Below are 14,961 nucleotides of genomic sequence, written 5' to 3'. Positions count from 1 at the left end.
CGCATGGATGTGCGTGTCGGCCCCGACGGCCTCCCTCGTTGCGCGTGGGTCGGTGACGACGCCGAGTACCAGCGCTACCACGACGAGGAGTGGGGCCGGCCGCTTCACGGCGACCGCGCGCTGTTCGAGAAGATGAGCCTCGAGGGGTTCCAGGCGGGGCTGTCGTGGATCACCATCCTCCGAAAGCGCCCGCACTTCCGCGAGGTGTTCGCCGGTTTCGAGCCGGCTGTCGTCGCCGCCTTCGACGAGTCCGACGTCGACCGGCTGATGGCGGATGCCGGGATCATCCGCAACCGCGCCAAGATCCTCGCGACCGTCGGCAACGCCCGGCTCGTGACGGCCATGGCGCCCGGCGAGCTCGACGCGCTGATGTGGTCGTTCGCACCGGCATCCCATCGCCGTCCCGCGACGTTCGCCGAGGTGCCCGCGACGACCCCCGAGTCCGAGGCGATGTCGAAGACGCTGCGCACGGCGGGCTTCCGGTTCGTCGGCCCGACGACGATGTACGCCCTCATGCAGTCGTCGGGCATGGTCGACGATCACGTCGGGGGATGCCACCGCGCAGCCGGTGCGCCAGACTGAGCCCATCACGGGAGAGGACCGTCATGACCGGTTACGAGATCGTCCAGATCGGCGCGCCCGACCAGTGGCGGGACCACTTCGGCGGCTTCGTCCCCGCCCGCTCCCGCGACGGGCGGCGCGTCGTCGACCACGACCTCGCGATGCAGTTCATCGGGATGACGGCGAACGCGCTCGAACCGGGTGAGGAGGCGGGGTACTGGCACACCCATTCCCGCGTCGAGGAGCTGTACGTGTTCCTCGAGGGGCGCGGGCAGCTCGCGCTCGACGACGACCTGCTCGAGGTCGGGCCGGGGTCTGTGGTGCGGGTCGGACAGGGCGTGTGGCGCACCTGGCGGGCGCTGCCCGAGAGCCCGGGGCAGCTCCGATGGCTCTGCATCCGCGCCGGCGGGGAAGAGCTCCCGCACATCCCCGACGACGCCGAGCGTGCGCTCGCCGACGATCGGCCGATGCCATGGCCCGCCCCGCGCGCGGCCGACGACGAGAACCGGGGCTGAGCCGTGGCATCCGCTCGTCATATCGCCGACGCGCACGACGTCATCCGCGTCGTCGGAGCTCGGGAGAACAACCTCAAGGGCATCGACGTCGAGATCCCGAAGCGCCGCCTGACGGTGTTCACCGGGGTGAGCGGATCGGGCAAGTCGTCGCTCGTCTTCGGGACGATCGCGACCGAGTCGCAGCGGCTCATCAACGAGACCTATCCGACGTTCGTGCAGCAGTTCATGGGTCAGCTGAGTCGCCCCGAGGTCGACGCGCTCGAGAACGTCAGCCCGGCGATCATCGTCGATCAGGAGCGGATGGGGGCCAACGCGCGCTCCACCGTGGGCACGGTGACCGATGCGTACGCCATGCTCCGCCTGCTGTTCAGCCGGATGGGCGTTCCCCACGTGGGCTCGCCGCAGGCCTTCTCCTTCAACGTGCCCTCCGTCTCGGGGTCGGGCGCGGTCACCGTGAAGGTCGGGGACAAGCAGGGCACGCGCGAGCACCGCACCTTCGAGATCACCGGCGGCATGTGCCCGAGGTGCGAGGGGCTGGGGGAGGTGAGCGACGTCGATCTCGACGAGCTCTTCGACCGCACGAAGTCGCTCGCCGAGGGGGCCATCACGGTTCCGGGCTACACCGTCGACGGCTGGATGGTGCGCATCTTCACCGAGTCGGGCTTCCTCGACGCACGCAAGCCCATCGCCGACTACAGCGATCAGGAACGCGCCGACTTCCTCTACAAGGAGCCGACGAAGGTCAAGCTCCAGAACATGAACATGACCTACGAGGGTCTCGTTCCGAAGATCACGAAGTCGTTCCTGCAGAAAGATCGCGACGGCCTCCAGCCGCACATCCGCGCCTTCGTCGACCGGGCGGTGAGATTCCTCCCCTGCCCCGAGTGCGACGGCACCCGGCTGAACGAGGGCGCGCGGTCGTCGAAGATCGACGGTGTGAGCATCGCCGACGTCGCGGCGATGCAGATCACCGACCTCGCCGCATGGCTCGAGACGATCGATCCCACGTCGGTGGGGCCGCTCCTGGGGGGCCTCAGGAAGACGATCGGGTCGTTCATCGACATCGGTCTCGGCTACCTCTCGCTCGACCGGTCGTCCGGAACCCTCTCGGGCGGCGAGGCCCAGCGCACGAAGATGATCCGCCACCTCGGCTCGGCGCTCACCGACGTCACCTACGTCTTCGACGAACCGACCGCCGGGCTCCACCCCCACGACATCACCCGCATGAACGATCTGCTCCTGCTGTTGCGCGACAAGGGCAACACCGTGCTCGTCGTCGAGCACAAACCCGAGGTGATCGCGATCGCCGACCACGTCATCGACCTCGGCCCCCGCGCCGGTGCACACGGCGGCGAGATCATGTTCGAGGGCGACGTCGCGGGGCTCCGCGCCTCCGACACCCTCACCGGCCGCCACCTCGACCACCGGGCAGAGCTGAAGGTCTCGCCGCGTCAGGCGACCGGAGCGCTCGAGATCCGCGGCGCCACACGGCACAACCTCGACGGCGTCGACGTCGAGGTGCCGCTCGGCGTGCTGACGGTCGTCACCGGCGTCGCCGGGTCGGGGAAGTCGTCGCTCATCCACGGCTACGTGCCCGCCTTCGACGACGTGATCGTCGTCGACCAGACGCCGATCAAGGGATCGCGGCGCTCCAGCCCGGCGACCTACACCGGCATCCTCGACGCGATCCGCACCGCGTTCGCCAAGGCGAACGGGGTGAAGGCGTCGCTGTTCAGCGCCAACTCCGAGGGCGCCTGCCCGGCCTGCAAGGGGCTCGGCGTGATCATCACGAACCTCGGCTTCACGCAGAGCGTCGAGACGCGCTGCGAGGTCTGCGAGGGGTCGGGATTCAGTGACGCGGTGCTCGAGTACACGCTCGAGGGCAAGAACATCGCCGAGGTGCTCGCGATGTCGGCAGACGAGGCGCACGGCTTCACGACCGGCACGGCGAAGACGACCCTGGCGCGGATGATCGACGTCGGCCTCGGCTACATCACCCTCGGTCAGGCGCTCAACACGCTGTCGGGCGGCGAACGTCAGCGACTGAAGCTCGCGATCGCGATGGCGAAGAAGGGCGCGATCTACGTCCTCGACGAACCCACCACGGGGCTCCACCTCGCCGACGTCGACAATCTGCTGTCGCTCCTCGACAGACTCGTGGATGCCGGCAACTCGGTCATCGTGATCGAGCACCACCAGGCGGTCATGGCGCATGCCGACTGGATTATCGATCTCGGGCCCGGCGCAGGCCGGGACGGCGGTCGCATCGTGTTCGAGGGCCCGCCCGCTGCGCTCGTGGATCAGCGCGCCACCCTCACGGCGGAGCACCTGGCCCGATACGTCGGACGCGCGTAGCTCGGGATCGCTCGACTCGAACCGCGAAGCATAGATGGGGAGAACTCCCCACGTCACGCGCTCTGATCAGATTCCTAACTCGCTTAGGATGAACGCGTCCGTCACACCGTGTGCGCCTGATTCAGCAATCAGGTCCCGACGCCACGCAATTTGTTCGCCCGGGGGAGGCCGAGCTCTGATGAAGTCCTTCGCGTGGCTTCGCGCGCGTCCGCGCACGCTCGCAACCATCGGCGCCCTCACCGCGGCAGCCGTCACGATCGGCGTTCTCGCCATCACCTACGAGGGCGAGCCGACCACGGAGGTCGAGCTCAACGACGGCGGTGTCTGGCTGACCAAGCAGACCAGCCTGCTCGTCGGACACTTCAACAACGAATCCCGCCTCCTCGACGGCGGCCTCCGCACGCTCACGGCCGACTACGACATCCAGCAGGCGGGCAACCGCATCCTGGTGACCGACGAGACGGAGGCCACGGCGACCGCCATCGACCCGGCCCGCGTCACCCTGGCGGACAACGCCGATCTCGCCCCCGGTTCCACCGTCGTCCTCGGCGGCCCCACGGTCGCATCCATCGAGCGCAACGGCGCGCTTCGCGTTGCCGCATTCTCTGCGATCGGAGCGGTCGGCAAAGAGGCAGGCGACCCCCTCGCCGACCTCGGCGAAGGCGCGGTCGTCACGGTCAACACCGCGGGCATCGCCTACGCCGTGTCGCCGGAGGAGGCGAAGCTCTACGCCTACGCGCCGGGCGGAGACGGGGTCTTCGCACAGACCGGCGAGCTCGATCTCGAGGGCGTGAAGAAAGACCACGTCCTGTCGATCTCGGCCGTCGGAGACGTGAGCGTCGTCGTCGACCACGACACCAACACGCTGTACACGAGCAAGGGCCTGACCACCGATGTCCCCGCGGACGTCACGCTGCAGCAGCCCTCCAACGCGACGGATGCCATCACCCTGGCCACCACGACCGATCTCGTCCGCATCCCCATCGAAGGCGGCGACCCGGTCGTCGTGAACTCCGGAGCCGAGGGTGCTCCCGCGCAGCCCGTCTACGTGGCCGGCTGCGCCTACAGCGCCTGGTCGGGATCGGGCGCGTTCGTGCGCGACTGCCGCGGCGACGACAACGACCTCGTCGAGACGATCGAGGGCGTCAACCCCGAGAGCGTGCTGCGGTTCCGCGTGAACCGTGACGTCGTCGTGCTCAACGACGTGTTCGGCGGGGCCGCCTGGATGGCCAGCGACGCCCTGCAGCAGGTCGACAACTGGGAGGACATCACTCCTCCCGAGGGTGAAGGCGAGGAGGAGGAGGAGACGACCGAGGAGACCATCCAGTCGACCCTCCCCGAGCGCACCGAGAACAACACGCCTCCCGTCGCGAAGCCCGACCGCTACGGCGTGCGTCCGGGCCGCACGACCGTGCTGCCCGTGCTCGAGAACGACCTCGATGCCGACGGCGACGTCCTCGTCGCGAAGGTGACCGCCGACCCCTCGTTCGGTGAGATCACGCCGATCTACAACGGCACCGCTCTGCAGATCAAGCTCGCCGACGATGCGGCCGGCACGACCTCGTTCGCCTACGAGGTATCCGACGGTCGCCGGGGCACGGACACGGCTCGCGTCGACCTCACGGTGAGCCCGCTCGACCAGAACTCGCCCCCGACGCAGAAGCGCACCACGACCCTCACCGTCGAGACGAACGGCGTCGTCTCGTACAACGTCATGTCGGACTGGATCGACCCCGACGGCGACGACATCTTCCTGCAGAACGTCAGCCCCGACGGCGGCGACGAGGCGGAGTTCACCTCGGACGGCCAGATCACTTACCGTGCGATCGGCGGACTCCAGGGCCGCAAGGACGTGCCGATCTCGGTGTCCGACGGCACGGAGAGCACCACGGGTGTCGCCCGGGTCGACATCCGACCGCTGGGCACGACCCTCCCGGTGACGAACGCCGACCACGTGGTGACGACGGTCGACCGGCCCGTACTGGTGCGTCCCCTCACCAACGACACGAGCACCGGCAGTGAGCAGCTCCGCCTCACCCGCGTCGATGACGTCGAGGGTGGCTCGATCACCCGCGACTACCCCGACAAGTCCTTCACCTTCGAGTCGGGCACCGTCGGCACCTACTACGTCAACTACCTGGTGTCGGCCGGTGCCAACTCCGCGCCCGGCCTCGTGCGCGTCGATGTGCAGGAGGAGCAGGACTCGAACGTCGCGCCGATCGCGGTGCGCGACGTCGCGCTCTTGCCCGCGGGCGGCGACGTGCTCGTCAACGTCCTCGGCAACGACAGCGATCCCGGTGGCGGGATCCTCGTCGTGCAGTCCGTCACGACCGAATCGGGTAGTGGCATCGCCGCTGCCGTCCTCGGACACGAGACGATCCGCGTGAGCGACCAGGCCTCGCTCGACCAGCAGGTGCGGCTCACCTACACGATCTCGAACGGCTCGCAATCGGCGGAGGGCGAGATCATCGTCATCCCGGTTCCCGCACCCGAGAAGCTCCGAGCGCCGATCGCAACCAACGACGAGGTCGTCGTCCGTGTCGGCGACATCGTGACGATCCCCGTCATGGCGAACGACTATCACCCGAACGGTGACGAGATCCACATCTCTCCCGAACTCGTGCCGCCGCTGATCGACGAGGCCGACGGCGACCTCTTCGTGTCGGAGGACTCCCTCCGCTTCCGCGCCGGCCCCGAAGACAAGACGGTCAACGCGACCTACGAGGTCGTCGACTCGACCGGACAGCGCGACGCCGGTTATGTGACCATCCGCATCCTTCCCCGCAACGATGAGGCCAACGCCGCTCCCCGTCCGCGCGACGTCACCGTCCGCACCCTCGCCGGGTCGCGGTCCACCGTCACCATCCCGCTCGACGGCATCGACGCCGACGGCGACTCGGTCGAACTGGTCGGACTCGCCTCCGCTCCCGCGAAGGGTCGGGTCACCGACATCGGCGCGGGCTCGTTCATCTACGAGGCGTTCGACGACTCCACCGGAGTGGATCGTTTCGAGTACCGCGTGCGCGACAATCTCGGCAAGGAGGCGACCGCCACCGTCGAGGTCGGTATCGCCCCCGCCGAGTCGACCAACCAGGCGCCCTACGCGGTGCGCGACACCGTGGTCATCCGCCCCGGCCGCCAGGTCGCGGTCGACGTGCTCATGAACGACTCCGACCCCGACGGCGACCGCTTCAACTTCGCCGAGAACGGCATCGAGGTTCCCGACGTCGCCGGACTCGCCGCCGAGGTCTCGGGAGGGCTGCTGCTCATCACCGCGCCCGACGAGCCGATGCAGACGAGCGTCACCTACACGATCGCCGACGATCGCGGGCTCGAGGCGAAGACGGCGGTGCAGATCACCGTCGACCCCGATGTGCCTCTCGCGCGCCCCATCGCCCGCGACGATCGTGTCCGCGCCGAGGACATCGCGGAGGACGGGACCGTCACCGTCGACGTGCTCGAGAACGACGACGACCCCGACGGCACCCGGTCCGCTCTGCAGGTGAGCCTCGGTGAAGGCGGCGACAGCGCCTCCGTCCGCCCTGACGGCAGCGTGCGTATCGCCGTGGGCGAAGAGCGTCAGCTCATCACCTACGCGATCCGAGACGAGGACGATCAGGTCGCGGGCGCCTTCATCCACGTGCCGGCACTGGCCGATCTGCCCCCGACGCTCCTCGAGACCGAGCCCGTCGAGGTCGGCAGCGGTGAGACGATCGAGCTCCCCCTCGCGGAGTACGTCCGCGGAGCGGGCGGCGAGCAGGTCCGCATCACGGAAGCGGACAGCGTCTCGGCGGCCCACAGCAACGGCGCGGGGCTCGTGAAGGATGCCACCACGCTCACCTACACGTCTGCCGATCGCTACTTCGGCGCCGACGCCCTCACCTTCGAGGTGACGGACGGCGACGGCCCCGACGACCCGAACGGTCGCAAGGCGACGCTGACGATCCCGATCACGGTGCTGCCGCCCGAGAACCAGCCCCCGACCTTCACGGGTGCGTCGATGCAGATCGCCGCGGGCGAAGACGCGTCGGCGCTCGGGCTCCGCGAGCTGGTGTCCGACCCCGACCCGGGCGACATGGACAACCTGACGTTCTCGCTCATCAGCGATGCCCCCGCGGGTATCTCGGCGAACATCGCTGACGGATCGCTGCAGGTCGGCGCGCAGGCCGATGTGGCGAAGGGCACCCGCTTCACCCTGAACGTGCAGGTGACCGACGGCCAGACCGAGCCGGTCCAAGCCGCCATCGGGGTGACCGTCACCGCCTCCACGCGCGAGCTGCCGTCGGTCAACGACGACGTGGTGGAGCAGGCCGATCAGGGTGAGACGGTCTCCGTCAACGTGCTCCGCAACGACGTGAACCCGTTCCCCGACACGCCTCTGCGCATCGTGAGCACGCAGATCGAGACCGGCGCGGTGACGAATGTCGCGGCGTCGGGTGACAACGTGAACGTGACGACGGCGGGCGACTTCGTCGGCACGGTCGTCGTGCGCTACACGGTGCAGGACAAGACCGACGACGCCGATCGCCGCGTCGACGGCCGAGTGCGGATCACCGTGCAGGGGCGCCCCGATGCGCCGGGAAAGCCCACCGTCACGGCGGTCGCGAGCCGCACGGTCGTGCTGAGCTGGACGCCGCCGGTCGACAACGGTCGGCCCATCAGCAGCTACACCGTCACGGCTCCGGCGCACGGGTACACCCGCGAGTGCCCGTCGACGACCTGCACCCTCGACGGCCTGACCAACAACGTCGAGTACAACTTCGTCGTGACGGCGACCAACAGCGTCGGCACGTCCGACCCGTCGGTGCCGTCGGAGACGGCGCGCCCGGACGTGCGCCCCGACCAGCCGGCCCCGCCGACGCTCCAGTTCGGTGACAGCAAGCTCGATGTGGCCTGGACGACGCCGCGCACCGAGGGTTCGCCTGTCGAGAGCTTCACTCTCGAGATCTCCCCCGCCCCACCCTCCGGCGTCGTGCAGAAGACCGGCGTCACCGGCAACTCGACGACGTGGGACGGCCTGCAGAACGGCACGTCGTACCAGATCCGTGTTCGCGCACACAACCGCGCACCGGAGCCGTCGGACTTCTCGCAGTGGTCCGCCGCGATGGTTCCCGCCGCTCCGCCCGCCGCTCCCGGCGCCCCCACCGTGGCGCGCCTCGAGCCGGTCGGCAATCAGGCGCAGATGCGTGTGTCGTGGAACCCGCCGGCAGAGAACGGCGACCCCATCGCGGGGTACGAGCTCAACGTCATCCGCGGCGGGTCCGTGGTCAACGTCATCGGCGTTCCGGCCGGGCAGACGAGCCAGGCCGTGACCGTCGACACGTCGGAGTCGAATTACACCTACTCCGTGCGGGCGCGCAACAAGGCGGGCTGGGGCGAGGTCAGCGCGCAGTCCGCGCCCCGACGCGCATTCACGCCCCCCGGGGCGCCCACGGGGGTCTCGGCTCGTGAGGGCGACAACCAGGTCGCGGTGAGCTGGACTCCGGGCGCATCGAACGGCGCGACAGCGGGCGAGATCCGGTACCAGTACAGCGTCAACGGTGGCGGCTGGCGTGCCGACTGGGTCGCCGGCGGCGGCTCGGGCACATCCGGCACGATCGGCAACGGCGTCGTTCCGAACAACGGGTCGTACTCGGTGCGTATTCGTGCCGTCGCGACGGCCGACGGGACGACGTACGAGGGCGCGGCGTCGGGCGCATCGAACCAGGTCGCTCCGTACGGCCAGATCGGCAAGCCGTCGGCATCCGCTTCGGCTAACGACCGCACGATCACGATGAGCTGGTCCTCCCCGGCGAGGAACGGCCGCGATGTCACGACCGAGATCCGCACGGGCGATGGCCGCGGCTGGCGGACTGTCGCGGCATCGGGGACCGAGCGCTACGACCTGCCGTACAGCACCACGCGCACAATCGAGGTGCGGACGAGCGCGGCCGGGAGCCAGACCACGACCGCACAGGCGAGTGCACGCACGGTGGATGCGCCGCCGCCGCCGCAGCCGAAGGCCTGGGTGACCAGGGGCGTGAAGGTACCGGAAAGCTGCGCCAACGGCTGCTACCGGTTCGTTCTCAACACCGAGAACTTCCCGGCCGGCAACTACAACGTCATGTGCAAGTACAGCGGCGGCAACGTGAGCGGGACCGCATGGTCGTACAGCCTTCCGGCCAACGGTCAGGTCACGCTGCAGTGCTACCTCGGTGCCGATGGGTACGACGTCTGGGTCGACATCCAGGGCTGGGGCGGCGACGTCGACACAGAGAAACGCTCCTGGCCGCGCGGCTGACGCGCGTCGCCGAATGATCCTCCTCACCAAAAAGGACTGAACGAATGAGCATGACCCCTGAGCAGGCGGCCTGGTTCCGCGAGACGTTCACCCGTCTGGTCGACAACGTCGATCAGGCCCTGATGGGCAAGCGCGAGGTCGTCGGCCTCGTGCTGGCGGCGATGCTGGCCGAAGGCCACGTGCTTCTCGAAGACGCTCCCGGAACAGGCAAGACGAGCCTCGCGAAGGCCCTCGCCGCCAGCGTTCAGGGCACGTCGAACCGCATCCAGTTCACGCCCGACCTGCTGCCGTCCGACGTGACCGGCGTCACGATCTACGACCAGTCGAACCACACGTTCGAGTTCCACCGCGGGCCGGTGTTCGCGTCGATCGTGCTCGCCGACGAGATCAACCGCGCCTCGCCGAAGACGCAGTCCGCGCTCCTCGAGGTCATGGAGGAGTCGCGGGTCACCGTCGACGGCCACCCGCACGAGGTCGGCCGTCCGTTCCTCGTCATCGCGACGCAGAACCCCATCGAGCAGGCGGGCACGTACAAGCTGCCCGAGGCCCAGCTCGACCGCTTCATGATCAAGACGTCGATCGGCTACCCGTCGCTCGCCATCGCCGAGCGCATCCTCGCCGGCGCGGTCGATCGCAACCCGTCCGCCGCGCTCCAGCCCGTCATCACGACGCGCGCCGTCGCCGACATGGCCGACCTCGCGGCATCCGTGCACGTCGACCCCGCCGTCGCGCGGTACGCGGCGCAGCTCGTCGAGGCCACGCGCGAGTCCGACTCGACAAAGCTCGGTGTGTCGGTCCGTGGCGCGATCTCGATGATGCGCATCGCGCGCGTCGTCGCCGCCTCGCAGGGGCGTCACTACGTGATCCCCGACGACGTGAAGGCGCTGGCCGCCCCGGTCTGGACCCACCGCATCGTCCTCGACCCCGAGGCGGAGTTCGCGGGCACCACGTCGGAGTCCGTCATCGAGCGCGCGCTCGCCGCCGTCGAAGCACCCCTCGCGCGGGCTTCCGCCTGATGACCATGCCGCCGGAGACCGTCCCCGACGTGCAGGATGCACCTCGGGACTCCGGCGCGCCCGAGGTCGCGAAGACCGACGAGAGCGCGCCGCAGCTCGCTCCTCGAGAGGCCACCGCGCGCGAGCGTTTCATCGAGACGGCGACCGTGTGGGGGCGCAAGGCGTGGCACCGCACCGGGGTCGTCGTCGCGGCGATCCAGGCCGTCGGATGGGTCGTGATCGCCCTGGCGGTCGTGCTCTGGGTGACGGCGCTCATGATGGGCTGGCAGGAGGCGTTCGTGGCGGCCGTCATCGCCACGGTCGTCATCGCGCTGTGCATCGCGTTCCTCTTCGGTCGCACCGCGTACGACGTCGACCTCGACCTGACGCGCACCCGCGTCGTGGTGGGGGAGCGTGCGGTCGGGGCGCTGACTCTTGCCAACGGCACCAGCCGCACGCTGCTTCCGGCCGAGGTCGTCCTCCCCGTCGGGTCTGGTCGGGGGCTCTTCCAGGTTCCCCGACTGCAGTCCGGTGAGCAGCACGAAGAGCTCTTCGCGATCCCGACCACCGCACGCGGCGTCCTCTCGATCGGGCCGGTCAGCGTGCTCCGCGGCGACCCCCTCGGCCTCTTCGAGCGGACGAACGATCGCCGCCAGGCCGTCGACCTGTTCGTGCACCCGCGGACGAGCAACCTCGAGGGACTCTCCCTCGGTCTCATGCGCGACCTCGAGGGCCTGCCCGACCAGCACCTCGCCCGCGACGACGTCTCGTTCCACGCTCTCCGCGAGTACCAGCCGGGCGACGACCTGCGTCACGTGCACTGGAAGTCGACCGCGCGCACCGGCACGCTGATGGTCCGCGAGTACGAGCAGACCCGGCGCTCGCACTTCGTCGTGGCGCTTTCGACGCTCCCGAGCGAGTACCGCGACGCCGACGAGTTCGAGACCGCCATCTCCGTCGCGGGATCGGTCGGTCTGCGGGCACTCCGCGACTCGCGCACGCTCGACGTGCGGACGCCGGCCGGTCGCATCCGCGCCGAAAGCGGTCGCCGCTACCTCGACTCCCTGTCGGCGCTCGAGCCGACCAAGCCCCGAGAGGGCGGCCTCGTCGCTCTGTCGGGTGTGCTCGCCTCCCACGCTCCGGATGCCGCGGTGGCGGTCCTCATCAGCGGATCGAAGGTGGATGCGGGCGAACTGCGACTGGCCTGCTCTCGCATCCCGTTCGGCGTGCGGATCCTCGCGATCATCGCCGACTCCACAATGGATTCGCCGACCCTCCGCCGTGTGGGTGAGGCCGACGTCGTCCACCTCGGCGACCTCGACCAGCTGCCCAGCGCCGTCCGGAAGGTCCTCTCGTGAGCCTGCTCGAACGCGTCCGTCTGACGCGCACGGAGATCCGTCGGCTCATCCTCGACCTCGTCGCGGTCGTCCTGCTGCTCGGTGTCGGCATCGTCGGATTCGCGGCGACCTTCGAGGGGCCCTCCTACCTAGTGGCGTCGATCGGCGCCCTCATCATCGGGCTCGCGCTGGCCTGGGTCGGCGAGCGGTGGCGGTGGAGCGTGCTGTCGCTCAGCGGCGCGACGATCGCGGCCTACTTCCTCTTCGGCGGGGCCCTGGCCCTGTCGCACACGACGCTGTTCGGCGTGATCCCGACCCTCGAGACCTGGCAGCAGCTCGCCGTCGGCACCGTCACCGCGTGGAAGAACCTGCTCACGACGGTTCCGCCGGTCGCGCCGGGCGACGGGCATCTGATCGTGCCCTTCCTCATGGTCCTGGTGGCATCGGTCCTGGCGGGCTCGCTCGCCCTCCGCGCGAAGCACGCCGTCTGGGCGCTGATGCCGATGGTCGCCTACCTCGCCCTCGAGATCCTCCTCGGCACGGCGCAGCCGGTGGCGCCGGCGCTCCAGGGCATCATCTTCATCGTCGTGGCGGTCGTCTGGCTCGCGCTCCGCGCGTTCTGGGGTCCGGGTCGCGACGCCGTCGAAGTGAGCACTCCCGACGGTCAGACCTCGGGCGCCGCGCACGTGCGGCGGCTGATCAGCGGCGGCGTGGTGCTGGCGATCGCGACCGCGATCGGCCTGACTGCCGGTGCGACGGCGTCACCGCCCACACAGCGCTACATCCTGCGCGACTTCGTCGTGCCGCCGTTCGACATCCACGACTATGCGAGCCCGCTGCAGTCGTGGCGCATGTTCGTGCGCGACTATCCCGAAGACGCCCTCTTCTCGGTGTCGGGTCTGCCGGACTCCGGGCGCGTGCGACTCGCGACGATGGATGCCTATGACGGCGTCGTGTTCAACGTCGCCGACGACGGTGCCGGTTCGTCGAGCGCGTTCACATCGATCCGTTCCAACATGTCGCCCACTGCCGAAGGCGACGAGACGACCGTCTCCGTCGAGATCGCCGATCTCGACGGCGTGTGGCTCCCGACGGTCGGCTCGGCGAAGGAGTTCACCTTCGAGGGCGAGCGCTCGGTCGACGTCCGTCGCGGCGCGCACTTCAACGACGCCACCGGCACGGCCGTCACCACGGCCGAGGTCCGCGCGGGCGACTCGTACACGATCGACACGGTCATCCCGCGGATCCCCGAAGACGAGGCGCTGGCGGATGTTCCGTTCGCGCCCCTCAAGATGCCCAAGCAGGAAGGCATCCCGCAGTCTCTCAGCGAGCTCGCGTCCAACGCGACGCAGGATGCCGAAACGCCCATCGACCGCGCCCGCGCCCTCGAGGCGTACCTGCACACCGACGGCTACTTCAGCCACGGGCTGGCCGACGACCCCTACTCGCCGTCAGGACACGGCGCCGCGCGCATCTCCCAGCTGGTCAGCAACGAGCAGATGATCGGCGACGACGAGCAGTACGCCGTCGCGATGGCCCTCATGGCCACGCAGCTCGGGATGCCGGCGCGCGTGGTCATGGGCTGGTACCCGGCCGAGGATGAGCGTTCCGCCGACGGCACGTTCACCGCGACCGGCGACAACCTGCATGCCTGGGTCGAGATCGCCTTCACCGGCTACGGCTGGATTCCGTTCGACCCGACGCCCGACGACGACAACGAGCCGAGCGAGCAGAACACCAAGCCCCGCGCGAACCCGAAGCCGCAGGTGCTGCAGCCGCCGCCGCCCGCCCAGGAGCCCGCCGAGCTGCCGCCGGCACTCTCCGAGGAGAGGGACCAGGACGACGAGGAGGAAGAGGGCCCGAACTGGCTCGGCCCCATCCTGCTCTACGGCGCGATCGGGCTCGGCACGATCGCCCTGCTGCTCTCGCCGTTCCTCATCATCGGCGCGATCAAGGGCGCCCGCCGTACCCGGCGCCGCAACGCGGAGCGCACCGCCGACCGCATCTCGGGCGGCTGGGACGAGCTCGTCGACCGTGCGTCGGACTTCCGCGTCCCGGTGGCCCCGGGAGCGACCCGCGCCGAGAGCGCCGAGGTCGTCGGCGAGGCGTTCGACGGCCCCCGCGTGACGACGCTTGCACAGCGTGCCGACGCCGATGTGTACGGTCCTGGAGACCCCACGCCCGAAGACGTCGAGGCGTTCTGGCTCGAGGTCGACGAGATCGTCGGCGGCATCGCCGGCACGACCACGTTCTGGCAGCGGCTCCGGGCGAGGCTGAGCCTCCGGTCGCTTCGCCGATCACGCGGAAAGCGCACGTGAGGCGGCCATGACCGGCCGCTCGCCCGCCGCACTCCGGCATCGCGTCTTCGCGGTGCTGATCGATGCGGCCGTCACCACCGGCGTCCTCGCGGTCGCCGGCAGCGTCGTCGTGACGCTCTCGGCCCTCACCGACGGGGCGGTGCCGCTGACCGCGCTGCTGCCGACGGCGGCGGGCGCATCGGCCGTCTGGTTCGTCGTGCAGACGGCCCTCCAGGGTGGCGCCGGCTCGGTCGGGATGCGGGCGATGGGCCTTCGCCTGGCGTACGCCGATGACGATCAGGATCTCGGCTTCGGGCGGGCCCTCGGTCGCAACCTCATCTGGGTCGCCGCAGGATCGATCGTCGTGGGCTTCTTCTCGCCGCTGTTCGACGGGTCGTCGTGGCGGCGCGGCTGGCACGACCTCGCGACCGCAGCGGTCATGACGGATGCCGTCCCGCGCCGTGCGACGACGTCACCCGGCAGTCGCCTCGCAGACCTGGTCTCAGACGTCGCCCCGGCCTCCTCGCCCGCGCTCGCGCCGGTCGCCCCCACGCCCGCGCCGGTCACGTCGGCGCCCCCGCAGGTCGTTCCGGAGCCCGTCGTGATCGCGCTCGGATCGGT

8 protein-coding genes are annotated in these 14,961 nt (G+C 69.8%); all 8 read left to right on the top strand.

Annotated elements, in window-relative coordinates; translation table 11 throughout:
• Positions 1-3: 3 nt before the first annotated feature.
• Positions 4-582 (top strand): DNA-3-methyladenine glycosylase I, encoded by a 579-nt coding sequence (locus ACJJV7_RS10680; RefSeq protein ID WP_405374882.1) that lies wholly within the window; start codon positions 4-6, stop codon positions 580-582.
• 23 nt (positions 583-605) lie between these two features.
• Entirely contained in the window at positions 606-1,076 is a 471-nt protein-coding gene (locus ACJJV7_RS10675) for a cupin domain-containing protein (RefSeq protein WP_405374884.1), read from the top strand.
• A gap of 3 nt (positions 1,077-1,079) precedes the next feature.
• Complete coding sequence (locus ACJJV7_RS10670; RefSeq protein WP_405374886.1) at positions 1,080-3,431, top strand: ATP-binding cassette domain-containing protein; 2,352 nt, start codon at positions 1,080-1,082, stop codon at positions 3,429-3,431.
• Positions 3,432-3,609: 178 nt separating this feature from the next.
• Positions 3,610-9,711 (top strand): Ig-like domain-containing protein, encoded by a 6,102-nt coding sequence (locus ACJJV7_RS10665; protein WP_405374888.1) that lies wholly within the window; start codon positions 3,610-3,612, stop codon positions 9,709-9,711.
• Positions 9,712-9,755: 44 nt separating this feature from the next.
• Positions 9,756-10,727, top strand: a complete 972-nt coding sequence (locus tag ACJJV7_RS10660) for an AAA family ATPase (protein ID WP_405374890.1) — start codon at positions 9,756-9,758, stop codon at positions 10,725-10,727.
• On the top strand, positions 10,727-12,064 hold the full coding sequence (locus ACJJV7_RS10655; protein WP_405374891.1) for a DUF58 domain-containing protein: 1,338 nt from the start codon (positions 10,727-10,729) through the stop codon (positions 12,062-12,064). Before ACJJV7_RS10660 ends, ACJJV7_RS10655 begins: the two co-directional genes overlap by 1 nt.
• Positions 12,061-14,361, top strand: a complete 2,301-nt coding sequence (locus tag ACJJV7_RS10650; RefSeq protein WP_405374893.1) for a transglutaminase domain-containing protein — start codon at positions 12,061-12,063, stop codon at positions 14,359-14,361. Before ACJJV7_RS10655 ends, ACJJV7_RS10650 begins: the two co-directional genes overlap by 4 nt.
• A 7-nt stretch (positions 14,362-14,368) precedes the next feature.
• Positions 14,369-14,961 (top strand): RDD family protein (locus ACJJV7_RS10645; protein WP_405467858.1); only part of this gene is annotated, 593 nt, incomplete at its 3' end.

The sequence above is a fragment of the Microbacterium sp. Ld4 genome (assembly GCF_045066555.1).
Lineage (GTDB): Bacteria > Actinomycetota > Actinomycetes > Actinomycetales > Microbacteriaceae > Microbacterium.
Note: the sequence above shows the minus strand (reverse complement) of the source record. Positions and strands in the feature narration are given on the sequence as shown.

What these genes read in the sequence shown, in the direction of transcription:
- ACJJV7_RS10665 (WP_405374888.1), top strand. Translation starts at nt 3,610, where the DNA reads ATGAAGTCCTTCGCGTGGCTTCGCGCGCGTCCGCGCACGCTCGCAACC.
- ACJJV7_RS10655 (WP_405374891.1), top strand. Translation starts at nt 10,727, where the DNA reads ATGACCATGCCGCCGGAGACCGTCCCCGACGTGCAGGATGCACCTCGG.
- ACJJV7_RS10660 (WP_405374890.1), top strand. Translation starts at nt 9,756, where the DNA reads ATGAGCATGACCCCTGAGCAGGCGGCCTGGTTCCGCGAGACGTTCACC.
- ACJJV7_RS10675 (WP_405374884.1), top strand. Translation starts at nt 606, where the DNA reads ATGACCGGTTACGAGATCGTCCAGATCGGCGCGCCCGACCAGTGGCGG.
- ACJJV7_RS10680 (WP_405374882.1), top strand. Translation starts at nt 4, where the DNA reads ATGGATGTGCGTGTCGGCCCCGACGGCCTCCCTCGTTGCGCGTGGGTC.